Genomic DNA, 21,697 nt, shown 5'->3' with positions numbered 1-21,697 from the left:
AGATAAAAAGTATTGTTATGGATCTAGATATGATTCGCCGCGAGTACCTACAAGGTGGCTTGCGGCGTAACGATTTACACGAAAACCCCATGTCGCAGTTTGAACATTGGATGTCGCAGGCGCTAGAGGCGAAGATTCCAGACCCTACCGCAATGACGCTGGCAACGGTTAGTGCCGATGGCGAGCCGACACAAAGGATTGTGCTGCTTAAGCATGCAGATTCAAAGGGCTTTGTCTTTTATACCAATTATGCTAGTCGGAAAGCTACCGATATTGCCCATAACGCCAAGGTGAGTTTGCACTTTCCTTGGCACTTTATGGAGCGCCAAGTGAAAATTAATGGTATTGCAAGCAAAGTGTCACCGGCTGAATCGTTGGCATATTTTATGTCGCGACCACATGAAAGTCAGGTGGCCGCTTGGGCGAGTGAACAAAGCCATTCGATTAGTTCAAGGCAAATGCTAGAAACCCAATTTGCGCGCATGAAAGAAAAGTTCTTGCAGGGTAAAGTGCCGCTGCCTGATTTTTGGGGGGGCTTTCGTATTACGCCTTACCGTTATGAATATTGGCAAGGTGGCGCAATGCGCTTGCACGACCGCTTTGAATACACTCAGCCGCAAGAGGCGACTGATGATGGCTGGGTTATTCGTCGACTGGCTCCTTAATGGCTTAATGAAAACTTGTCGAGCTCAAATGTGTCCTGCTAAGTGCTAAAGGATGCTGCTGTATTTTATTGATTAAGGTTGATTCTATTTATGCGCCACATGAAAGCTGGGATGCCAGAGGGGCCTGAGGTTAAGCCTAATTGGCAGGTGGTATATCGGGTACTGCCATATTTGGCGGAATATAAGTACCGTGTTATTGCTGCATTGGCCTTGCTGGTTTGCGCAAAGGTTGTGAATGTTGCTGTGCCAGTGGCATTAAAGCACGTAGTGGATGCCTTAGATGTTTCGCCAGCGATGGCGTTATTAACAGTGCCTTTGTGGTTGTTGCTTGGTTATGGCTGCCTACGTTTTTTATCGGTTTTTTTGGGTGAGTTACGCGATGCTATTTTTGCCCGGGTGGCCGAGCGTGCGATGCGGCGAGCATCGCTAGAGGTTTTTGAGCATCTGCATAAACTCGATTTGAATTACCACTTGTCTCGGCGCACCGGCGCATTGGCGCGCGATATTGAGCGCGGTACCAGCGGCATGAGTTTCCTGCTGCGTTTCTTGGTTTTCAATATTGTGCCCACGTTGTTTGAAATTGCCCTGGTGGCTGGCGTGCTGTGGCAGCAATTTAGCTTTTCTTATGTTTTGGCTGTGGTGGTGGCTATTGCGCTATACGTGGGTTTTTCTGTTGTTGTGACAGAGTGGCGAACGCGCTTTGTTCGTGAAGCCAATGAGCAGGATAATCGCTCCAATAGTCGTGCGATGGACAGCTTGCTCAATTTTGAAACGGTCAAGTATTTCACCGCTGAAAATACCGAAGCGAAAGAATATGACCAGCACCTGGCCAGTTGGGAGCGCTCGCGGTTAAAAAATCGACTGTCTCTGGCTTTCTTAAATAGCGGTCAGGCACTAATTATTGCGGCGTCGGTAACGCTTGTTATGTATATGGCCGCAAAAGAGGTCGCCTCGGGTGCAATTACCTTGGGTGATTTTGTGATGATAAACGCTTTTATGGTGCAATTATTCATCCCGCTTAATTTTTTAGGTTTTGTGTATCGCGAAATACGCCAAGCGTTAATTAATATCGAAAAAATGCTGGGTCTGCTTCGTGAAAAGGCTGCTGTAGTTGATGCTGATAATGCCGCCCCTTTAATGCTAAAAGATGGAGCCGTTAGTTTTGATAATGTGCATTTTTCGTATCACACGCAGCGGCCTATTTTAAAAGGTGTAAGCTTCACAGTTCCAGCGGGTAAAAAAGTGGCGGTTGTTGGAAGTAGCGGAGCTGGTAAGTCGACGCTATCTAAATTGCTGTTTCGTTTTTATGATGCGGCCGGCGGCAGTATTTTAATTGATGGGCAGGATGTTCGGCAGGTTACTCAGCGTAGCTTGCGTGAAGCTATTGGCGTGGTGCCGCAAGATACAGTGCTATTTAATGACTCGTTACAATATAACGTGGCTTATGGCAATCCAGCGGCTAGCCAGGCTGAAATAGACGAAGCTTTAAGTCTGGCCAATTTACAGGAGTTTATTGCATCGCTACCCGACGGTATAAATACCCAAGTTGGCGAGCGAGGCTTGAAAGTATCTGGTGGTGAAAAGCAGCGCATTGCCATTGCGAGGGTGCTGCTTAAAAAGCCGAAAATACTGATTTTTGATGAAGCGACAAGCGCCTTAGACTCGCACAGCGAAAGTGCCATAATGGAGGCGATTAATCGCGTTGCTAAAAATAGAACCACTTTAATTATTGCCCACCGCTTGTCGACTATTCGTGATGCAGACCATATTGTGGTGCTGGATAATGGCGTGGTTGTGGAGCAGGGCAGTCATGGTGCATTGTTGGCGTATCAAGGTTTGTATTCCGCGTTATGGAAAGTGCAGCAGCAAAAAAATGATGCTTAGTTCCGTTAAAAATATTATCTGTTTTTGCTGTGGGCGTTCGCGTGGATAAATTAACGCTAACGCCAATTGCCATTATTCATTCGTGCTTTACCGAGAAATTTGGTATTCCACGCCAACCTGGCGTGGTGAGCCATGCGAAGGCTGCGATTGAATTGCTGCCACCCTACAACGACCCTGCCACCATTGAGGGGCTTGAGGGTGTCAGTCATATTTGGGTGCAATTTTTATTTCACGCCAACCGTATCGATGGTTGGAAAGCTAAAGTTAAGCCGCCGCGTTTGGGGGGGAATAAAAGTATGGGGGTATTTGCTACCCGCTCTCCTGTGCGACCCAATCCGTTAGGCTTATCGGTAGTGACGCTGGATTCTGTTGTTGTGAACGAGAAAAAGGGTTGTGCTAGCGTTGTATTAAATATTTCTGGCCATGATTTTTTAAATGGCACACCGGTTGTTGATATTAAGCCTTATGTACCTTACGCAGACTGCTTGCCGGAGGCTGTGAATGCATTTGCTACTGCGCCCCCGGAAAAAATGGATGTGCAACTATTGCCTGCTGTACAAAGCTTTTGCCAGCAGCCTGCCGCGCTAGCGCTAAATCTTCAGCCGCTTATAGAGCAAATACTGGCACAAAACCCCCGCCCCGCTTATCAGAAAAATGATCCGCAGCGTTATTACGGTATGCGTATTCACCAGTGGAATGTTCGCTGGCGCTATAAATTATGCCCAGACTCTGGTCGTGAATTTATTGTGGTTGAATCAATTGGCGCTTAGTTGTGTCAATAGTAAATGGCTTGTGAATTTGTGATGGCGGTGTCATTTTTGATGTGCACGATCCTCTTCGCGGCTAAAATAAAATTTTAGGTATAAAATAATTGCTCGGAATTTTAATATATTTTATTTAAATAGTGAGATATGTCACGTTTAATGTTTTTCGTTTGTTGACCTTTTCGTACTTTTTTAAAATTAAAATACCGCGCCGTGTTTTATTTGTTAGCTTGGTTCTGATGTTTTCTGCTCAGTGCCCGAACGTCGCTTGAAAATGTGGTGAGGGTTTTTCAAGCTTTTTTGGTTTTACTTTTATGCGCACAAAGTAAAACCGGTAAGGTGTTTTCTGCCTGTCTTTCGGTGTCTTGAGTGGTTTGCTAACCATGACCTCTGTTTTCGAGTGAGACACAATATGATTAAGCGTCCTAATAAAAAATATAATTTACCTAACACCGGAGTGAGGCGGCCCCTTTTTAAGGCCGTTGCATTAAGTTTTTTGGCCGGCTCTTTGGCAGCTTGTGGGGGCGGTGCGTCATCGTCAAGCGGTGATGCGGGCTCATCTATTCGCTCTATAGTGCCAAGTTCATCATTAATGGCCAGCTCTAGTTTGGCAGCCAGCAGTTCTGTTGCTGTTACATCGAGTGTTGGTGCAATGTCCTCCTCTTTGGCGAATCCGCCAAGTTCTGCGGCGGCGGGTGCGCCGGTGGCTGATGTGTCGGGTACTGGGCCCATTGTGGCGTTGGCAACAACAGAAATTATTTTTAAATCGGATCGCTCGACAGATGCCGATGGTGTGATTGCTGGTGTTGTATGGGATTTTGGTGATGGTCATCAATCTACCGCTATCAACCCCCGTCATACCTATGCGGCACCCGGAACTTATAATGTTCAGCTTACGGTATCGGATAACGACGGTTTAACGGATACCGCGATTGTGCCTATAACCATGCTTGATGCTGTGGGTGAAGGGCTAGCCCCGACGGCACAGATAAGCGTGTCTGCCGAGCGCGGTGAAGTGCCGTTAGCGGTTACTTTTGATGGGCGCGGCTCCAACGCCAGTGGCAACATTGTGAGTTATGAGTGGGACTTTGGTGGGGGCAATTATGCCTATGGCTCTACGGTTGATCACGTTTTTCACGATGCCTTGACGCATCAAGTTTTTTTAACTGTAACAGATGATAAAGGTCTGTCGCATGAGGTGCATGCCGAGGTCAATGCGATTCTTGCTGTGCCTAAAGGTACGCCAGGGGAGGCGTTGCAAACGCAGGGCAATCCATTTGCTGACTCTGCATTTTACGTAAGCCCAGATATTGAAACACTGCAAAATCAGTCGCTAGAAAAAGTGGACCCGGTTGCTGATGAGCAGCTTTATAAAGACATTAAATTTGTTCAGCAAATGCCTTCTGCGGTTTGGCTGGATCGTACTATTGCGATTTATGGCGGGAGCGATAATGGCGGCCGCCGTCCACTTTCAAAAGATTATGCCACACCGGGTAATACATTCTTGGGGCATTTTGATGAGGCTGTTGCGCAGCAGCAAGCGTTAGCTGACTCGCAAGGTAATTTACCGCCGATGACAGTGGTTATTATCGTTTATAACTTGCCGGATCGCGATTGCGCGGCTTTGGCATCTAATGGTTTACTAAATGAAACTAACGACGCTGACGGTGACGGCATGCCGGATGGGACGGGCATGCAAATTTATAAAGAAGATTACATCGATGTGATTGCCGAAATTTTTTCTAAATATCCAACTTTGCGTATTGTTGCGATGTTAGAGCCGGATGGTTTTCCTAACATGATTACCAATGTTGGCAAGATGTTCCCTAAGTGTGATGCGGTTTCGGCGGCGAAGGTTTACGAAAAAGCGCTTCAGTACGCCATTGGCAAATTTGCACCGATGGAAAACGTGTATACCTATATGGATATCGGGCATTCGGGTTGGCTTGGGTGGGCGGATAACTTAAGTGGTGCGGTTACCGGCTTTACCCGGTTGGTTGCTGGTGCTACGGATTCTGGCCGGCTGGATGTTATTAAAGGTTTTGCTTCCAATACCTCGGGCTATACGCCGTTGCGTGAACCATATATTAGCAATGCCTTTGAAGACCGCATGGCGTTAGCAAGTTTTTATGAGTGGAATCAGCAGGTCGATGAGCTGAGCTTTATCGATACGCTATATGACGCCTTTACGGCTAAGGGGTTTCCTGACGATGTGGGCTTTATTATTGATACCGCTCGCAATGGCTGGGGCGGACCAAACCGGCCAACAGGGGAGGGTGCGCCTGGCTCTAAAGATGACCCGAATTACCGTATCGATCTGAGAACGCACCGCGGACACTGGTGCAATATCAATGAGGCGGGAATTGGTGAAATACCGCAAGCGAACCCTGATGCCAGCCGCCCGTACCTTGATGCCTATTACTGGATGAAGCCGCCGGGTGAGTCCGATGGTATATCGACACCAACCGATGGTGTGAATGACGAAGGGAAGTCCTATGATCCGATGTGCGGTGGTGAGTCTAGCAACAGTACTGGGGTTACGGCCGATGTGTTGCAGAATGCGCCTCATGCCGGCTCTTGGTTTCACGAGCAATTCATTATGTTAATTGAGAATGCTTTCCCGCCATTGGGTTCTAAAGCGCCGGATGCAAGCACAGGTGGTGCAAAGCCTGCAATTGTTGAAGATTTTGAAGATTATGCCGTGGGAGCCGAGCCAAATAATACGTGGGACATCGTTAAAGATGGTGAGGCAATTATCGCCGTTTCCGATGAGATGTTTTATGGCTTGCGCGGGAAATCGCTGAAAATGACCGCCAGTGAAGAAACCCAGCACAATGATGCTATTGCTATGTTGAGTTTAACATCCGATCAGCTTGGCGGCGCTGCCAGCCACATGTTTGGTCGGGCTAGGGTTTACATTGAAGATAATGGTCCTGAGGTGGGTATGAAATGGACCATGGTTACCGCCACTGGCAATCGTGGCCAAGACCGGGATGTGCAATACCGGTTTGGTGGCGCTGATGGTAATTTTGCTGCTGCTTTAGACTCTAATGGGCGCGGTGCCTCGTGCGACTTGGCATCAAGCATGGCGATTCCGAAAGGGGCTTGGGCATGCCTTGAGTGGGAGATGAATCCCGCAAGCGGCGAGCTTAACTTTTGGCTTGATGGTGAGCAGATTAATGATCTAGCTATTCGAGGCGACGCCTCTGGTTGCGCGTCGCGCAGCTGGGCTGATGGTCCAAGTAGCTTCCTTGAGGTTAACCTAGGCATTGGTCGCTACAAGCCTAGCGGGCAGCAGCCGCAAGGCCAACCAGAAACGCCAGCCAAGCCAGATGTAGCAATGTATGTTGATGATATTGCGTTATCGTCAGGCCGCTTAGGTTGCGGTAAAGTCCGCAAGTAAGTGCTTTTTGGTTAAAGGCCTCTATTATAGGGGCCTTTTTTTGCTTATTTAAAACAGCTTACGCTAGGGGGATGGGCACATATGCATTAAAATCCCAATTGGTATTTTTAAGCGGAGATTTGATTAATGGATAGCGGACCAATACAGCGCGATATACAAACAAAATTGATAGCAGAGCTAGCGCCCAAGCGCTTAGAGGTCGTCAATGAAAGCCATATGCACAGTGTGCCGCCGAATTCTGAAACCCACTTTAAAGTGACGTTAGTATCCGAAAGCTTTGACGGGTTGCGACCTGTGCAGCGGCATCAGCGGGTCTATCAAATATTGGCAGCAGAGTTAGCCGGTGAAGTTCACGCCTTAGCTTTGCATCTTTATACGCCTGCTCAATGGCAAGCGCTCAACGAGGTTTCCCCTGAGTCGCCACCTTGTTTGGGTGGCTCAAAGGTTTAGCCCTTTTTTATATTGCGCCATCAAAGCCGAGTTGGCGCCAAGCTTCATAGGCGATAACCGCAGTTGCATTCGAAAGGTTCATGCTGCGGCTATCGGCGCGCATGGGAATGCGCAGCACGCCGTTAACCACAGTAGACTCGCGCACTTGCGGCGGTAGCCCGCGGGTTTCTGGCCCCATCAGTAAAAAATCATCAACCTCAAACGCCTGTTCACTAAACCAGTGAGTTCCTTTGGTGCTTATCGCAAAAATGCGTTTATCGCCGTGGGCTTCTACAAATGCATCCCAGCTAGCATAACGTTTAACGTTCGCCCATTCGGCATAGTCTAAGCCCGCGCGGCGTAGGCGTTTGTCGTCGAGTTCAAACCCCAATGGTTCTATCAAATGCAGTTGAAAGCCCATGTTGGCGCATAGGCGAATGATGTTGCCGGTGTTCGGCGGAATTTCGGGTTCGTACAAAACAATATTTAACATAGGTCTCTGCTGCTAAGTGAAAACGAGCGTCTATACTCAAACTAGCTTGGTGTAATTCCGTTAATCGTGAAATCACGATGGCGCATAAAATTATACCCGTTTGTGTTGGATTTGGTGCGTGTCGAAGGATTGCGCATAGTGTGGAGCTAAGTTGGATCTGTCAACGTGATTAAGTGGCCTAGAAAGAAATTAGCGAATGAACATGTCGGCTTGGAGCTGCGCGACGACGGCGTGGCGGTGGTGCATCGCCAAGCTGCAGACTATGGGAACTTGCTCAAGCGCGTTGACTTTTTAGCTGCCGATATCAACTCCTCTCGCGAAAAAATGCTGGGGGATTACGTGAAAGAGCAAGGTTTACAGCGTATGCCTTGCAATGTGGTGCTCCCCCAAGGCCAATACCAACTTTTGCTGGTGGACGCGCCAGATGTTCCCGATGACGAAATGCGCAGCGCTTTGCGTTGGAAAATTAAAGACCTCGTCAGTATTTCGCTGGATGATGCGGCTATCGAGTTTTTTAAGCTTCCAGAGGATGGCGCTCATTCACGCAAAAAAATGGTGTACGTCGTTATTGCGGAAATGGAGCGCTTGCGTTCGATAGTGGCGCTATTGAAAAGCGTCGATTTGTTATTGGAATCCATTGATATCAACGAGCTGGTAATGCGCAACTTAGCGTCTAGCTTAATTGACCCTCAGTTTGATGGGCGCGGGGTTGCGATTGCAAGGCTGCGCCAAGGCCGCGGCAGTGTAAGCCTGTTTAAAAAGGGAAGTTTGTATTTGTCGCGCCAGTTTGACTTGGATTATCAGGCAGGCCTGCTCGAAGATTTACCCAGCGATATTCTTGCGTTAGAGCTTCAGCGCTCGCTCGATTATTACGAGCGGCAAATGGGGCAAGCTGCGCCGGGCGTTGTGTATATCTGTGGTGATGGCGTCACCGAAGACAAAATAACCGATGGTTTAAGGGCCAGCTTGGCGTCGTCTATTCAATATATGGATGTAAGTGCGGTGTTTGGTATGCCAGAGGATATTGATGCGCTGGTATTACAGCAATGTTTGGGCGCAATTGGTGGGTCTTTGCGAACAGAGCAGGTAAACCATGCAGCAAATTAACTTATATGTTAGCGAGCTACGCCCTAAAAAAGATTGGTTTAGCGCTAAGTATCTGTCATCGGTGTTGGTGGGGGTTGTTGTAGTTTTAATGCTCATTCACTTTGTTAAAGCGCGTGAAGCGAGCCGCTTAGAAGAGCTGTTAGATGAAAAGCGCTTAGTATTAAGTGCGCTTGAAATCGAGCTAGATAAATCAAAAACTATGCAGCAGCCAAGTTCTCGCAAGGATATTGAAGCTAGCATTAATACTCTGAATCAGAAAATCTCCTCGCGAGAACGTTTGGCAGACCTGATTAAAGGCCAGACGCTAGACGAAAACTTTAGTTTTCACAGCGCAATGACGGCAATGGCTATTAACGCTTCTTCCCGCGTTTCGCTTGAGCACTTTACTTTTTCGCGGGGCGGAAAGCTTATTGAAATGTCTGGCGAGGGTATTCGTTCTTACGATGTGCCGGAGTACTTAAGTGCGCTCCGGAGAGAAGATGTTTTTGCAGCTTCGCAATTTGGGTTAATTAATATTGGCAATGTAAAAGAGTCGGGGAACGTTGAGTTTTCAATGGGCTATGACGGTACACCCTCTTTTAGCCGATTATTTTTGCCGAAGAAGGGGGATAAGTGAAAATCCTTCAGCGATGGTTAGATTTGTGTGAGCGGTTCGATTCGCTTGTAGTACGCGAACGTATGCTGTTGTTTGGCTCTTGCGTTGCGGGTATTTATTTGCTTTTTGATACAGCGCTGATTATGCCAGCGGGCAAAGAAGTTCTTCGCTTGAAAGAAGAGATCGAGGTTGTAGAGAAGAAGGCCAATCAGTTAGCAACAGAGAAACAGGTATTTGATCGCGTCGCAGCAAGGGACCCAGATGCTAACTTAAAAAGAGAGCGCTTAAAATTGCAGGGTAAATTATTGCAGTTAGAAAACAATCTCGATGAGCTGTCTTTGCGTTTAGTGCCTAGCGATAAATTGCCTGAAATTTTACGCACGGTATCTGAGCAAGCCGAAAAGGTTAAATTGAAATCGCTGCAAACAATGCCCCCAGAAGAAATTGATTTGGGCGGAAAGTCTATCAGGCTAAAGTCCATGGCCGAGGTTACGACAAATTATGTTAGTGGTGATGGCAAAAGTAATGCGGTTGTCAATTTACCTGCAGAAAGCGTGTACCGACACGCCATTAGAGTGCAGCTAGAAGGTAATTACTTCGAGGTGGTGAGCTTCTTAAAAGAGCTTGAGTCCTTAAGTTGGCGCTTCTATTGGGAGGGGTTGGATTATCGAGTGGCTAAATTTCCGAAAGCTTTGGTCGATATAGAGTTATATACACTATCGACAGGAGAGGGGATGTTGGGTGGTCGTTAATATGTTCGCTTGGCATTGCAAGATTAAAGCCGCGTTGTTTGTTGTGTTGGCAGCGTGGTGTTTTGGAGTGCAGGCAAAAGAATTACGGGACCCGACAACGCCGCTGCACCAGGCGCCTAGGGCCGAGTCACATGTGGATCTGGTGTTATCAGCTATTGCCGATGTGGGTGATAGGCGTTTTGCCATTGTGAATGACCGCAGGGTATATCAAGGCGATGCGGTTGGCGGTGCAGTAATTGAAAAAATTAATGAGGGTAGTGTGGTTTATTCCCACAAAGGGAAGAGATACACATTAAAAATGCGACTTTCACTCATAGAGTAATAAGGCGTTTCACGTCATAGGGTGTAGACGTGTTAGGAGAAGGCTGTCGAATGAATATACAAATTATAATAATACGCAGTTTGGTTGTAGCCGGTGTTGCGTTAATGCTATCGAGCTGTGCGCGTATTAATGGCGAACTGATTGCTGAACGGGAAATGGAGAATGTTGTTGAATCTCGACAGGCTCCTAAGTCGCAAGCACTTGGGCCTGCGAATATTGAGAACAAATTAGCCCATGTTAAAAAAGAACAGCTTAAGCGCTTTAATATATCGGTGACGAATTTACCTGCGAAAACATTCTTTTTGAGCTTGGTATCTGATGCCGGCGTTAATGTGGTTGCCGATCCTGAGGTGAATGGCTCTATTAGCCTAGAGCTTAAAAATGTCACGGTTAATGAGGTGCTTAAAATTACTCGAGACGTGTATGGCTACGAGTTTTCTTATGATGAGGGCACCTATATTATTTATCCTAGAAAGCTTAGAACGCAAATTTTTGATGTCGATTATCTCAATATTATGCGCGATGGGTCGACGGAAACGTCGGTAGCGATTAGCGCTATATCCGCTAGTGGAGGCGGTGACGACGCGGCTGCCGCGCAATCAAATGCCGGCGGTGGACAAAATACTTCAGGCACTAAAATAGTGACCACCAGTGCAACGGACTATTGGGCGAATTTGGAAACTACATTAAATGCGATTGTAGGATCAAGTGATGGCCGTTCTGTGATCGTAAACCCGCATGCCAGTATTATTGTCGTAAAAGCGCTGCCCAAGGAGCTTAACCAAGTGCGGCGATTTTTGGATCGGGCGCAAATAAATGTGACGCGCCAAATTATTCTTGAAACCAAGATTCTCGAAGTCACACTAAGTGATGATTACGAGGCTGGTATCAATTGGGAGCAGTTAGGTAATCAACATAGTTATGCTAAAAATGTTTCCTCTTTTGATTCTACGCCGAATATCCAGGGTGTGGTAGAAAATGGGGAGTTGTTTTCTTCTGTTGTGGTTGTAAATGATATTTTTAGATTACTGGCATTTTTAGAAACGCAAGGTTCTGTGCAAGTACTATCAAGCCCTCGAGTAAGCACTGTGAATAACCAAAAAGCGATGATTCGTGTTGGTACTGATGAATTTTTTGTGACTGGGGTTAAAAGTAATACCACAGCTAGCGCGGCGACAACAACGACTTCGCCAGAAATTGAATTAACGTCCTTTTTCAGTGGTATTTCCTTAGATGTTACACCACAAATCAGCGCAGATGGTGCAGTAGTTTTACATGTGCATCCATTAGTTAGCACCGTTGAGGATCAGCAAAAAGTATTTACTATTGGCAGTGATGAGTATGACCTACCATTGGCACTGCGTGAGATTAGAGAAAGCGACAGTATTGTGCGTGCACACAGCGGAGAGGTTGTTGTGCTGGGTGGCCTGATGCAAGAAACCACGGTGCAAAGTGATGGCAAGCGGCCTTTGTTGGGTGATATTCCAGTATTGAATATGTTTTTTCGGACAAAAAATGATCGCAAAACAAAAAAAGAATTGGTGATATTAATGCGCCCTGTGGTGGTCGATGATAGTACGTGGAAAAACGATATTGAAGGCAGTCAGCGGCGTTTTCAAAAAATTGGTCACGAGTTCCGTTTGCAGGAATAGCGAACGTAAACATTGGGGTAGTAGGCGGTTGAGGGTTATTGTTTTGGGAGCGAAGGTTATATGATCAGTCAGCAGCGTATTAGGATTGGTGATTTACTGGTCGCCCAGCAGATTATTACACCTGCTCAGCTGGATAATGCCCTTCTAGAGCAGAAAAAAACGGGCCATAAATTGGGCCGTCAGTTGATTGAAATGGAGTATGTTGAAGAAAACACGCTCTTAACATTACTGTCTAAACAACTGAATTATCCTTTTATTGAGCTCAAACAGTTTCGCTTCGAAAAAGAACTTGTTCAGCTTTTGCCGGAAACTATTTCTCGACGTTATCGTGTGGTCGTACTTAAAAAAGAGCATGACGGCTTGTTGCTCGGCATGTCTGATCCAACAGATATTTTTGGTCTGGACGAAGTTCAAAAAGTTTTAAAAGGTAATATTAAGCCTGCGGTTGTACGTGAGTCTGAGCTCATGGATATTATCGATGGTGCTTATAGTCGCGCCAGTGAGATTGCCTCGCTGGCTGAGCAGCTTGACGAAGAGCTTGGTGGTGATGCGCTTAATCTAGCTGAATTACTCTCGTCAGTAGAAGATACTGACGCGCCAGTGGTCAAATTGCTACAAAAAATATTCGAAGAGGCAATAAAGACTCGCGCATCTGATATTCATATTGAACCAGACGAAACAGTATTGCGTATTCGGCAGCGAATTGATGGTGTTTTAATCGAGACGGTGATGAACGAAAAACGCATTGCTGGTGCACTTGTTGTTCGTTTAAAGCTTATGTCGAGTTTAGATATATCGGAAAAACGTCTGCCTCAGGATGGTCGTTTTCAATTAACGGTTAATAAACGCAATATTGATGTGCGCTTATCGACCATGCCTGTTCAGTTTGGCGAATCGGTCGTTATGCGGTTACTTGATCATTCACAAGGCCTGCGCAAGCTGGATGAGGTTGGTATGCCGCCAGACTATGCCAAGCGCTTCCGTCATATTATTACCCGTCCGCATGGCTTAGTGTTGGTGACTGGGCCTACCGGCAGCGGTAAAACCACGACGTTGTATGGTGGTTTGTCGGAATTAAATACGCCCGAGAAAAAAATCATTACCGTAGAGGATCCTGTCGAATTTCGTTTGCCCCGTATTAGTCAGGTGCAAGTTCATGAGAAAATCGGTTTGGACTTTGCGCGTGTTTTGCGCGCAACGTTAAGGCAAGATCCAGATATTTTATTGGTCGGGGAAATTCGCGATGCAAGCTCGGCGGAAATAGCGCTGCGAGCGGCGATGACGGGGCATATGGTGCTATCTACTTTACACACTAATGATGCCATAGCATCGGCGTTGCGTTTGGTAGATATGGGTGTAGATGCTTATTTGGTGGCTTCGAGTCTAAAGGCGATTGTAGCTCAGCGTTTAGTGCGAAAAATATGCGAAAGCTGTAAAGAGCCCGCGGCCATTTCTGTCGATGAGCACATGCTACTCAAAACCCTAAAGGCGCCGCAGCATACGCAATTTTATCGCGGTGCAGGCTGTTCACTTTGTTTTAATACTGGTTACCACGGCCGCATTGGGGTTTTTGAATTACTCGAGTTGAATCACGCGATGGCGAATGCGCTGCGCGATAACGATGTGCGCACATTTAATGAGGTCGCACATAAACATCCTCATTACCGGCCCTTGAGTTTGGGGGCATTGGAGTATGCTATTGCCGGTGAAACAACATTGGAAGAAGTACTTAAAGTGACGGCTCAGGTTGAAGATGAGTCTATCGAACCTGTTGATCCTCTGGCAGATGAACTTCAGCCCGATGAGGCGGATTAGTCACCATGCCGGCGTTTAAGTTTTTTGGTCGAACGGCCCAGGGGCAAGCTATTTCCGGTAGTTTAGATGCGGCCACTGCCGACGCGGTTGCAGCGCAGTTGCAGGCGAGAGGGGTTATTCCCGTTAATATTACTGAAGTAACTATTGTTGCTTCAGCTGGCCGGCAGCTCAATGCGTTATTTGGCGAAAATAAAGTTAAGACTGTCGAACTTATAATGTTTTGTCGCCAAATGTACACTATTACAAAATCGGGCATTCCTTTGGTGCGTGGTCTGCGTGGCTTGGCGGCCAGTATTCGGCATGAAGTCTTTAGAGATGTGCTGAACGATGTCGCAGACCGTTTAGAAAGTGGTATGTCGCTTTCTGCGAGCTTAGCAAAGCACGATAAGGTATTTAATCATTTATTTGTTAGTATGATTAATGTTGGTGAAAGCAGTGGTAATTTAGAGGCTATATTTAAGCAGCTCGCGTTTTATTTAGCGAGAGATGAAGAAACGCGTAAGAGTATTAAGGCCGCTGTGCGTTACCCTAGCTTTGTTGTGGCGGCATTAGTGGTTGCAATTACAGTTGTAAATGTTTTTGTTATTCCTAAGTTCGCTTTTATGTTCGAAAAGTACGATGCCGATTTGCCACTAGTGACCCAAATTTTAATGGGAATGTCGCATGTCTTTATTCATTATTGGTGGGCACTATTGCTGGGCGTTGTCGCTATTGCTGGCGGAATTTACACGTTTTTAAATCACCCTAAGGGTGCCCTTATTTGGGGTGAACGCAAACTTAAATTACCGCTAGTAGGGGAAACAATTTCGCGCGCAATGATGGCTCGGTATTCTAGAAGTTTTGCCTTGATGTTAAAGGCGGGCGTCCCTGTGAATCAGGCGCTAACCTTGTGTTCTCGTGCCATTGATAATCCTTTTTTGGAAAAGAAAATTGACAGCATTAGGCGAGGCGTTGAGCGTGGTGATAGCTTAATTCGAACCCATGTTGCGACTAACTTATTTTCACCGTTGGTGTTACAAATGATTGCCGTCGGAGAGGAAAGCGGCCAAGTTGAGCAATTGTTAGAAGAAGTGGCAGATTTTTATGAGCGCGAAGTCGATTATGACTTGAAAACCCTCAGTGCCAAAATTGAGCCTATTTTAATTGTTGTAATGGCCGTTTTTGTCACCATACTGGCCTTGGGAATATTCTTGCCTATGTGGGACATGCACGCTGTGCAACAAAGTGGCTAGGTAAGGTGGGTGACTCGAATGAAGAAAGCGGAAAAATGAATGTAACCGGCAGCCTTAAAGGTCACCTAAATTGTATAATTTTGCGTCGGTCATAATCGCGTGCCAACTATTGGCAAATTTACCAATGCCAATAGGGCGAGTGTTATCTTTTGCGAGAATAGTCTTTTTTCCTGCGCGCCATTGTTTTAATGCTTGCTGGCTTTTTAGATTCCGGTATTCAATTGTGTTATCGCTAAAAGCAACAACAAAATGCTGATTGTCGGTAAATGCTATGTCGATTGCGCGGCGGCCAGCTTTGAGCGCCATGGCTTTTCCATTTAGCTGATAAATATTGGTATAAGGCGTTTTAGTTTTCCACCCCTTGATGGTGTCGTATCGGCTGGCGCTAAAGGCAAATGTTGCACCGGGGGCGAAACGCACTAACGTTACGGCGTCAAGGTGCTCTTGGGTAAACAGTGGTGTATCCATACCGATTTTCCATAACTGAGCTTTGTTGGCTTCCTCGCCAGTAATTACCATGCTTTCGTTGTAAATTGCAACGGCCAGAACGGGGCTTGAATGTGGTAGTGTTTGAATAATGCCACCGCGTTTTAAGTTGATAATGGTCGCGGTACGATTGCTCAGGCCAAGAACTGCCCGTGTCCCACTATCGTTAATCGCCAAGGCGTTGATGATGGCGGGGGCGCTTAAATAATGTTCTGCTGCTCCTGTTGTTGTATTCCAGATGGTTAGGGTGCTACCAGAAGTCGTAATTGCGGTATTTGAGTCTTTGCTGATCGCAACGGCGCTAATGCTTTGCTCGCTGTCGTTGGGTTGGCGCCAGATATAGCTGGCTTGCAGGGTGTCCTTGGTGTGTGCAAAGGCGCCGTTTTCAAGGGTGCCTAAAATAATACCGTTTGGATTTATAGTCGCTACACTAATGCTGTGCTCGCTGATTTTATCAAAACTTTTTAGGGGCGTTGCTTGATCGCATCCAGTAAGGAAAATACTGGACGCAAGGATGGTTGCATATAAATGAGAGTAAGAGGGTAAAGCAGATAAAAAGCGCTTCATGATTCGACTGGCCCACAAGTTATGTTCCCTTAGTGTAGTCCAGCTAACCCAAAGCGCGTATGGGGATTAAAAGAATGGCTGTCTTATGCCACTTGATCTTTGTGCGCAACATGAAGCACTTCAATCATGCTGTCTTCGGCTTCAAAGCGAGTCGCGAGCCACTCACCCACTTTAGATAAGTCGGCATTCAATGTTTCAAGGTCGTCAGTTTCTTGATATTTGTCGTTAAAGTCCAAAATATCTTCGGTGGTGCCGTCAATAGTTTTGTAAAACCCACTGGCAGCACGAAGCCCTTCGGTGTCATCAAATTCTTTGGCTTCTTGCATTAACTGCTCATACACCTCGAAGTGACCTGCAGAAACGTAGTCGACCATAATTTGGCACAGTTTTCTAAGTTTTGTCCCGCACTCTGAATCTTGCGGTTCGGTCAGTGCGCTGCTGAGTGCGCAGTAGTCAACTAGCAACTCTTGACGTTCCTGTAGCCAGCGATCAATGATTTCACTGACGCCGCCCCAACGTTCTTGCGCAGATTTGCAGTCTTCTAACATAGTTTCACTTTCCTGAACTGGGTTTGTTGTTTTTGCCCCAAATGTTGGAGGCTTTTGTCGACTCAGGTCGAGTTACTTGGCTGAGGGTTAGGCCTTCTTTAATTACGAAGCCGGCTGGATGCCTTTAACCAATGTCTGTGATTCAAGATAGGCGATTGTTTCAAGGAGAGCAAGAGGCTTTTGCGTATAAAAACCCCTTGATCTCTATCGATCAGTTATGTATGAGTGGCTTACTTTTGTTGTGGTAGGCGAATGAATTGCCAAAGGTTAAAGATAACTAAACCGGCAAAGGCGACAAGTGTCCAGCCGGGAATTGAAATGCCTAAGAATGTCCAGGCAACCTCAGCGCAATTACCATCGCCGCGCAAAAGCAGAGAGAGTGCATCCATGAGTGGGAAGTTTTCAAACATGTAGCTAATGTCAGGGCCGCATGCGGGGACTTGGTCTGCTGGCAGGCCTTGTAAATATATTTGCCGAGATGAAAAACTGCCACCTGCAACGGCAAAAATAACACCTAGGCCAGAGTAAATTTTTTGACCGTAGCCCGTTGGGGCGTGCAAAAAGCCAATAAATGCCATTAGCCCGACAGCGATAATAAATATGCGCTGGGTAATGCAAAGGGCGCAGGGGATAAGTTCCATCACATACTGCATGTATAGGCCGACTAATATTAAGCCAAGGCAGCCTGCGGCAATAATTGCGAAGGTTTGGCGAGGGGAAGGTAAGGGCATATTAAGCATGCTGTATCTCCGAAGATGCTCTGTGCATTTGGGCAGGTAGAAGTTGTGTTGCAATAAAGACGGGGTACGGTAAGTAAAGTTCCTAGTAAACACAAGCCTTAGGCTACACTTGTTGTAAGTGCATTTATTTAAATTGCGGGGAATATTACAAGCATCCTCCTTGAGTATCTTTGGGTTGTGTCATGAAAATTATGTTTAAACAGATTTTGTTGGCTTTAAAGCAGAGTGTCGTGTGTTGTGGCTGCGTTGCTGCACTGATAATGCCAATAGATGCATTGGCCCAAGAAGATGGCGAGGCCGCCGTTGCTGCGCAACCTATTTATCTTCCTATAAAACCTTCCTTTGTGGTTAATTATGGTGGTGAAGGTCGTTTGCGCTACATTAAAGCGGACTTAACTGTGCGGCTAACAACCAGTGCTGCAGCGAGTGGGGTTCGTCATCATTTACCCTATATTCGCAATAATCTTGTCCGCCTATTTGCCAGTCAAACGGACGAAACCATTGAGTCGCAAGATGGTAAAGAAGCTTTGCGTATGGATGCCTTAAAAGAAATCCAGAAAATCGTCATGGATGAAGAAGGTATTGATGGCGTCGAGGATGTTCTATTTACATCACTCATTATTCAGAAGTAAAAAATACTACATGTCTGTGAGTGTGGGTAGAGAAACGCATTGGTGCTGGGCGTACTTGTTGGTGCCGCACGAATAGGTCCAGAGCATCTACCAATCCAAAACAACTAGCAATCCAGAACAACTACCATGATGGTCGCAGGTCCATTACAAACGTGGTATTTGAGGATCATCGTTGTTATTTGGCCGAAGTTGGTAGGCAAACGCAATGATATGGGCAATGGCCAAGTAAAGCTCTTTAGGGATGTGGTCGCCTATTTCCAGAAGTGTGAGCAGGTCTGCCAGTGCGGGGTTGTTACAAATTGGAATGTCGTGTTCAAGTGCTAGCGCTAAAATAGCTTCGGCGGTTTCGTCTTCTCCTTTAGCGATAACCTTTGGAGCCTCTTGGCCGTCGTAAAATAGGGCTACAGCTTTGGATAGCTCCTGTGGGGTGGGTTCTTGCGTGTTTATGCTTGCCATAATCGTTATGTCTTAAGGTCTATACGCGTTTGCGATACCGCAGTGCGCTTGTTTGGGGCTTGCCCATTATGAATAGCTAAAGAATCTACCGTTAACCCTGATGCGGTGAGGTCTTCTTTTAAGTCTGCCGTTTTTGCTTGTACTTCCTTTTGTAGTGCGGGGTCTGAACACCAAAATTCGATGCTGATCGCTTCTTGGGCAAGTGCCATTTCTACGCTTAGTTCGCTTTTGCTTAACTGCTGATGAGGTGACGGGGGGATTTCAAAGGTGAGAAATACTGCCCAGCGCTTGGTTATTTCTTTGCTGGCTTTGCTTGTGTGGCCTTTGTGTTCGGGCTCTTGTTTTTCTTCGATCCTTAGCTGCGCCGTTGTAAATTCATCGCCAAGCTTAAGTGGGATTTCTTGTTGATGCTGGAAGGCGTCGTTACGCTCAATAAAGTGTGAGGCGTTGGCGACCTGCTGGCGAGCTAATCGGGTCAGTTGGCCGTTGAGCTCTTGGTTTAGCCATTGGGCAATAGCTGCGCGACTTTCTTGTACCTGCTCGTGGCTTGATGTGCTGCTAGGTAGCCCTTTTAACAGTGTGGCAAGTATATTCGCTGTGGTATTCGCCCCTTGGGTGAGCTGCTGGGTAATGCCTGCAGTTTGCTGTAACTGCGTAATAAGTGGGTGGCTGTTCGTAATGCCTAGGGCGTGTTTCACTGCGGCAATTGAGTCTTCTGGTGTTTTGGCTGCGACTTGATTGGGGTGCAGTAGCGCGGTTAGTTTTTCTGCTAGTTTGTTGGGTAGTAGTTGCTTCTGAATGACGGGTGTGGTTTGCGCTACGGCTTGTTGAAGTTGCTGTATATGATTAAAGGTTTGGCTTGGTGGCGTTGTTCCACCGCCTTGGTTGCGTAAGTTGTTGTTCAGCGTCCCAATTGCGCTTTGTATGGCCGATAATTTCGTATGCAAATCTGCTGGTGCTTGTAGTTGTGTACGGCTAATAGCGGTTGTTGCTGGTTTTGTGTTATTGCCGGCAGTGTGGGGGTAATGATGGTTTGCAGCTATAGGGGTGGCCGGTGCAGTATTGCTGAGCCTGGCGCTTGGGTTTTTAGTGTTAGGTAGGGCCAGCTCTATTTGACCGCTGGGCGATAGTGTAATTGGTATTTTGGTGCCAATGCTTGGTAAAGCTGGCGTAGCTTTAGAGGATATTCCAGTGTCGGCAGCGGGTGCCAGAATTAGTATCGAGCCAGCTTTTGCGACAGCAAGCTTTAGCCAAAAGGCTGGGTTAGCTGGTGCTGGACTTGTTGTTGGGGTGGGCGGTGTGTTCGGAGCGCTAGCTTGGCGGGCGGCCAGAGTTTGCGGCCCATTAGCGCCCAAGTTCATGCTACTACTGTTGAGCTGCGCTAGTATTTTCTTATCAATTAAGCCGCTAGCAACGACTGTTGCTGGGACGGTTCTTGTTTGTGTAATGCCAAGAGCTTTAATGAGTGCTTCAGGGCTGGTAAGCGGTAAATTCGGCAGCGCCGTTTGCGAGGGCTGCGCTGCCGCAATATTCGAGTTGGCAATAATCGAGGGTGGCAGAATATTCATAGCGGCTGTTTAGTGGTGCTCTTAAATGCTGCGTGACTAACTGCCGCGCAGTGATTGGGAACGGGTGCTTACAAATAGAGTTTAGTTGTTAAGTTTAGCCGGTGTAGTGCTCGCCATCGGTCTTTTAAGCGACTACACTGTGCGGCCTTTAGATATGGCTTTTGGTGGTAGCTGCCACAGGCGGCTAATTGCTGTAAAAATAGTCTTAAATAATAAAAATATCCCACTTTGGAGGTTTTTTGGCCTTGTTGCAGTTAAACAAGTTCACCTGTACTCGCGATGACGAGCCTCTTTTTGTGCCTATAGATGTTTCTATTCACGCAGGCCAAATTGTTCAGGTTGCAGGCCCAAACGGTGCCGGTAAAACGACGTTGCTGCGTTCATTGTGCGGTCTTTTTGATAGCTATGAAGGCGAAATTCTTTGGCAAGATATGCCACTGGCCAAGGCTCGATTTGAGTTCTTAAGCCAGCTTCTTTACTTGGGGCATCAGCCCGGTATTAAAAAATCCCTCACCGCTCGAGAGAATTTACAGTGGTTCGCCGGTATAAAAGGCGCAGTGCAAACTCTAGACGTTGAAGGTGTGTTGGCTAAGGTCGGTTTGGCCGGCTATGCCGATATTCCGTGTCATCAAATGTCTGCAGGGCAGCACAGGCGTGTAGGCCTGGCGCGACTACATTTCGATACGTCTCCGCTTTGGGTGTTAGACGAGCCCTTTACTGCGATTGATAAACTTGGTGTTGAGCGTTTAGAAGGCCTGATCGAGGCGCGTGCAAAAGCAGGTGGCACAATTTTATTGACGACGCACCAAGCGCTTTCTTTTGAAGGCTACACAACGATTGAGCTAGAAAAGTTTAGCGGTGGCGCCAATGTCTAATGTTTCATCGAGTGGCCCAAGTCTTCGCGTAGCCATTGGTGCATGTTTCAAACGTGAGCTGGTGGTTGCTTTTAGGCACAAGGGAGAGCTGGCCAACCCTTTGATTTTCTTTTTAATGGTAGTTATTTTTTTGCCGTTGGGCATTAGCCCAGAAAAAGCCGTCTTAGCGCAGCTGGCGCCAGGCATGATATGGGTAATTGCCTTGTTGGCGACGCTGTTGTCCTTGGATGGTTTGTTCCGCAGCGACTACGATGATGGCTCGTTAGAGCAGATGTTACTAAGCCCGCATCCGCTACCTTGGTTGGTGCTGGCTAAAATTGCCGCGCATTGGCTTGTTACGGGTATCCCGCTCATGCTGTTGACGCCATTGTTGGGAATAATGCTGTTTTTGCCTACTCAAGGGTATTTACCGATGATGCTTTCTTTGTTTATTGGTACTGCTAGCCTAAGTTTAATTGGCTCGATTGGTGCGGCGTTAACTGTAGGGTTGCGTAAAGGTGGGTTGATACTGTCGTTGGTTGTAATGCCTTTGTATGTTCCTGTGCTAATTTTTGGTGCGAGCGCTGTTAACGAGGCCGTTGATGGTTTTGCGATTGGCGGACAAATTGCTGTTTTAACGGCAATGTGTTTAGCGGCGCTTGTTATGGCGCCTTTTGCGGTTGCAGGTGCTCTGCGCATTAGTGTTAATAGCTAGTATTTAATAATATTTGGG

The 21,697-nt window shown here is 46.8% G+C and carries 21 protein-coding genes; 15 read left to right on the top strand and 6 right to left on the bottom strand.

Annotation, left to right across the window (positions count from 1 at the left end):
• Positions 1-17: 17 nt before the first annotated feature.
• The 5 genes from pdxH (at position 18) to MARGE09_RS16730 (ending at position 7,166) form a co-directional block, all read left to right on the top strand.
• Entirely contained in the window at positions 18-665 is a 648-nt protein-coding gene (gene pdxH, locus MARGE09_RS16750; RefSeq protein WP_236983850.1) for a pyridoxamine 5'-phosphate oxidase, read from the top strand.
• Positions 666-755: 90 nt separating this feature from the next.
• Positions 756-2,549: an ABCB family ABC transporter ATP-binding protein/permease gene (locus MARGE09_RS16745; RefSeq protein WP_476703459.1), complete on the top strand. Its 1,794-nt coding sequence runs from the start codon at positions 756-758 to the stop codon at positions 2,547-2,549.
• A 41-nt stretch (positions 2,550-2,590) separates the two neighbouring features.
• The gene (gene tsaA, locus MARGE09_RS16740) at positions 2,591-3,319 is read left to right on the top strand and encodes a tRNA (N6-threonylcarbamoyladenosine(37)-N6)-methyltransferase TrmO (protein WP_236983848.1); all 729 of its coding nucleotides are present in this window, start codon (positions 2,591-2,593) and stop codon (positions 3,317-3,319) included.
• 406 nt (positions 3,320-3,725) lie between these two features.
• Positions 3,726-6,716: a glycoside hydrolase family 6 protein gene (locus tag MARGE09_RS16735; protein WP_236983846.1), complete on the top strand. Its 2,991-nt coding sequence runs from the start codon at positions 3,726-3,728 to the stop codon at positions 6,714-6,716.
• 126 nt (positions 6,717-6,842) lie between these two features.
• Entirely contained in the window at positions 6,843-7,166 is a 324-nt protein-coding gene (locus MARGE09_RS16730) for a BolA family protein (RefSeq protein ID WP_236983844.1), read from the top strand.
• A gap of 7 nt (positions 7,167-7,173) precedes the next feature.
• Here the strand turns inward: MARGE09_RS16730 and trmL are convergent, their stop codons facing one another.
• The gene (gene trmL, locus MARGE09_RS16725; RefSeq protein WP_236983843.1) at positions 7,174-7,638 is read right to left on the bottom strand and encodes a tRNA (uridine(34)/cytosine(34)/5-carboxymethylaminomethyluridine(34)-2'-O)-methyltransferase TrmL; all 465 of its coding nucleotides are present in this window, start codon (positions 7,636-7,638) and stop codon (positions 7,174-7,176) included.
• Positions 7,639-7,803: 165 nt separating this feature from the next.
• Between trmL and MARGE09_RS16720 the strand changes: the two genes are divergently transcribed.
• From MARGE09_RS16720 to MARGE09_RS16690, 7 genes are read left to right on the top strand one after another with little or no spacing between them, the layout of a single operon-like run.
• Complete coding sequence (locus MARGE09_RS16720; protein ID WP_236983841.1) at positions 7,804-8,745, top strand: MSHA biogenesis protein MshI; 942 nt, start codon at positions 7,804-7,806, stop codon at positions 8,743-8,745.
• A complete protein-coding gene (locus MARGE09_RS16715) occupies positions 8,732-9,361 on the top strand; it encodes a hypothetical protein (RefSeq protein ID WP_236983839.1) in 630 nt (209 codons plus the stop codon). Before MARGE09_RS16720 ends, MARGE09_RS16715 begins: the two co-directional genes overlap by 14 nt.
• Positions 9,358-10,092 (top strand): hypothetical protein, encoded by a 735-nt coding sequence (locus MARGE09_RS16710; protein ID WP_236983837.1) that lies wholly within the window; start codon positions 9,358-9,360, stop codon positions 10,090-10,092. Before MARGE09_RS16715 ends, MARGE09_RS16710 begins: the two co-directional genes overlap by 4 nt.
• A 1-nt stretch (position 10,093) precedes the next feature.
• Entirely contained in the window at positions 10,094-10,414 is a 321-nt protein-coding gene (locus tag MARGE09_RS16705; protein ID WP_236983835.1) for a general secretion pathway protein GspB, read from the top strand.
• 50 nt (positions 10,415-10,464) lie between these two features.
• Positions 10,465-12,066 carry a pilus (MSHA type) biogenesis protein MshL gene (gene mshL, locus MARGE09_RS16700; RefSeq protein WP_236983833.1) on the top strand — a complete coding sequence of 534 codons (1,602 nt, stop codon included), beginning with the start codon at positions 10,465-10,467 and terminating at the stop codon, positions 12,064-12,066.
• Positions 12,067-12,126: 60 nt separating this feature from the next.
• Entirely contained in the window at positions 12,127-13,881 is a 1,755-nt protein-coding gene (locus tag MARGE09_RS16695) for a GspE/PulE family protein (RefSeq protein WP_275068728.1), read from the top strand.
• A 5-nt stretch (positions 13,882-13,886) separates the two neighbouring features.
• Positions 13,887-15,113, top strand: coding sequence for a type II secretion system F family protein (locus tag MARGE09_RS16690; protein ID WP_236983831.1), 1,227 nt, complete (start codon positions 13,887-13,889; stop codon positions 15,111-15,113).
• 54 nt (positions 15,114-15,167) lie between these two features.
• Here the strand turns inward: MARGE09_RS16690 and MARGE09_RS16685 are convergent, their stop codons facing one another.
• The 3 genes from MARGE09_RS16685 to MARGE09_RS16675 all read right to left on the bottom strand — a co-directional run bounded on the left by MARGE09_RS16685 (position 15,168) and on the right by MARGE09_RS16675 (position 17,454).
• Positions 15,168-16,166 carry a WD40 repeat domain-containing protein gene (locus MARGE09_RS16685; RefSeq protein WP_236983829.1) on the bottom strand — a complete coding sequence of 333 codons (999 nt, stop codon included), beginning with the start codon at positions 16,164-16,166 and terminating at the stop codon, positions 15,168-15,170.
• Positions 16,167-16,249: 83 nt separating this feature from the next.
• Positions 16,250-16,714, bottom strand: a complete 465-nt coding sequence (gene rsd, locus MARGE09_RS16680) for a sigma D regulator (protein WP_236983827.1) — start codon at positions 16,712-16,714, stop codon at positions 16,250-16,252.
• 230 nt (positions 16,715-16,944) lie between these two features.
• Positions 16,945-17,454 (bottom strand): disulfide bond formation protein B, encoded by a 510-nt coding sequence (locus MARGE09_RS16675; RefSeq protein WP_338040727.1) that lies wholly within the window; start codon positions 17,452-17,454, stop codon positions 16,945-16,947.
• Positions 17,455-17,636: 182 nt separating this feature from the next.
• Between MARGE09_RS16675 and MARGE09_RS16670 the strand changes: the two genes are divergently transcribed.
• Positions 17,637-18,086 carry a flagellar basal body-associated FliL family protein gene (locus MARGE09_RS16670; RefSeq protein WP_236983825.1) on the top strand — a complete coding sequence of 150 codons (450 nt, stop codon included), beginning with the start codon at positions 17,637-17,639 and terminating at the stop codon, positions 18,084-18,086.
• A gap of 144 nt (positions 18,087-18,230) precedes the next feature.
• On the opposite strand, the gene MARGE09_RS16665 is transcribed toward MARGE09_RS16670, so the two are convergent.
• Both MARGE09_RS16665 and MARGE09_RS16660 read right to left on the bottom strand, forming a co-directional pair.
• On the bottom strand, positions 18,231-18,542 hold the full coding sequence (locus MARGE09_RS16665) for an EscU/YscU/HrcU family type III secretion system export apparatus switch protein (RefSeq protein WP_236983823.1): 312 nt from the start codon (positions 18,540-18,542) through the stop codon (positions 18,231-18,233).
• Positions 18,543-18,547: 5 nt separating this feature from the next.
• Positions 18,548-20,110, bottom strand: a complete 1,563-nt coding sequence (locus MARGE09_RS16660; protein WP_236983821.1) for a hypothetical protein — start codon at positions 20,108-20,110, stop codon at positions 18,548-18,550.
• Positions 20,111-20,355: 245 nt separating this feature from the next.
• On the opposite strand from MARGE09_RS16660, the gene ccmA reads away from it, so the two are divergent.
• Both ccmA and ccmB read left to right on the top strand, forming a co-directional pair.
• Positions 20,356-20,985, top strand: a complete 630-nt coding sequence (gene ccmA, locus MARGE09_RS16655; protein ID WP_236983814.1) for a cytochrome c biogenesis heme-transporting ATPase CcmA — start codon at positions 20,356-20,358, stop codon at positions 20,983-20,985.
• Entirely contained in the window at positions 20,978-21,679 is a 702-nt protein-coding gene (ccmB, locus tag MARGE09_RS16650; protein WP_236983812.1) for a heme exporter protein CcmB, read from the top strand. The genes ccmA and ccmB overlap by 8 nt, the downstream gene beginning before the upstream one ends.
• The last annotated feature ends 18 nt before the right edge of the window (positions 21,680-21,697 follow it).

Source organism: Marinagarivorans cellulosilyticus, from assembly GCF_021655555.1.
In the GTDB taxonomy this organism is placed as follows: domain Bacteria; phylum Pseudomonadota; class Gammaproteobacteria; order Pseudomonadales; family Cellvibrionaceae; genus Marinagarivorans; species Marinagarivorans cellulosilyticus.
Note: the sequence above shows the minus strand (reverse complement) of the source record. Positions and strands in the feature narration are given on the sequence as shown.

Excerpts from the sequence above, each read along its gene's own strand:
- MARGE09_RS16715 (WP_236983839.1), top strand. The coding sequence starts at position 8,732 with ATGCAGCAAATTAACTTATATGTTAGCGAGCTACGCCCTAAAAAAGAT.
- MARGE09_RS16660 (WP_236983821.1), bottom strand. The coding sequence starts at position 20,110 with ATGAATATTCTGCCACCCTCGATTATTGCCAACTCGAATATTGCGGCA.
- ccmB (WP_236983812.1), top strand. The coding sequence starts at position 20,978 with ATGTCTAATGTTTCATCGAGTGGCCCAAGTCTTCGCGTAGCCATTGGT.
- MARGE09_RS16695 (WP_275068728.1), top strand. The coding sequence starts at position 12,127 with ATGATCAGTCAGCAGCGTATTAGGATTGGTGATTTACTGGTCGCCCAG.
- trmL (WP_236983843.1), bottom strand. The coding sequence starts at position 7,638 with ATGTTAAATATTGTTTTGTACGAACCCGAAATTCCGCCGAACACCGGC.
- MARGE09_RS16745 (WP_476703459.1), top strand. The coding sequence starts at position 756 with ATGCGCCACATGAAAGCTGGGATGCCAGAGGGGCCTGAGGTTAAGCCT.
- MARGE09_RS16690 (WP_236983831.1), top strand. The coding sequence starts at position 13,887 with ATGCCGGCGTTTAAGTTTTTTGGTCGAACGGCCCAGGGGCAAGCTATT.
- MARGE09_RS16685 (WP_236983829.1), bottom strand. The coding sequence starts at position 16,166 with ATGAAGCGCTTTTTATCTGCTTTACCCTCTTACTCTCATTTATATGCA.
- MARGE09_RS16675 (WP_338040727.1), bottom strand. The coding sequence starts at position 17,454 with ATGCTTAATATGCCCTTACCTTCCCCTCGCCAAACCTTCGCAATTATT.
- pdxH (WP_236983850.1), top strand. The coding sequence starts at position 18 with ATGGATCTAGATATGATTCGCCGCGAGTACCTACAAGGTGGCTTGCGG.
- mshL (WP_236983833.1), top strand. The coding sequence starts at position 10,465 with ATGAATATACAAATTATAATAATACGCAGTTTGGTTGTAGCCGGTGTT.
- MARGE09_RS16665 (WP_236983823.1), bottom strand. The coding sequence starts at position 18,542 with ATGGCAAGCATAAACACGCAAGAACCCACCCCACAGGAGCTATCCAAA.
- MARGE09_RS16730 (WP_236983844.1), top strand. The coding sequence starts at position 6,843 with ATGGATAGCGGACCAATACAGCGCGATATACAAACAAAATTGATAGCA.
- MARGE09_RS16705 (WP_236983835.1), top strand. The coding sequence starts at position 10,094 with ATGTTCGCTTGGCATTGCAAGATTAAAGCCGCGTTGTTTGTTGTGTTG.
- MARGE09_RS16735 (WP_236983846.1), top strand. The coding sequence starts at position 3,726 with ATGATTAAGCGTCCTAATAAAAAATATAATTTACCTAACACCGGAGTG.
- rsd (WP_236983827.1), bottom strand. The coding sequence starts at position 16,714 with ATGTTAGAAGACTGCAAATCTGCGCAAGAACGTTGGGGCGGCGTCAGT.
- MARGE09_RS16670 (WP_236983825.1), top strand. The coding sequence starts at position 17,637 with ATGAAAATTATGTTTAAACAGATTTTGTTGGCTTTAAAGCAGAGTGTC.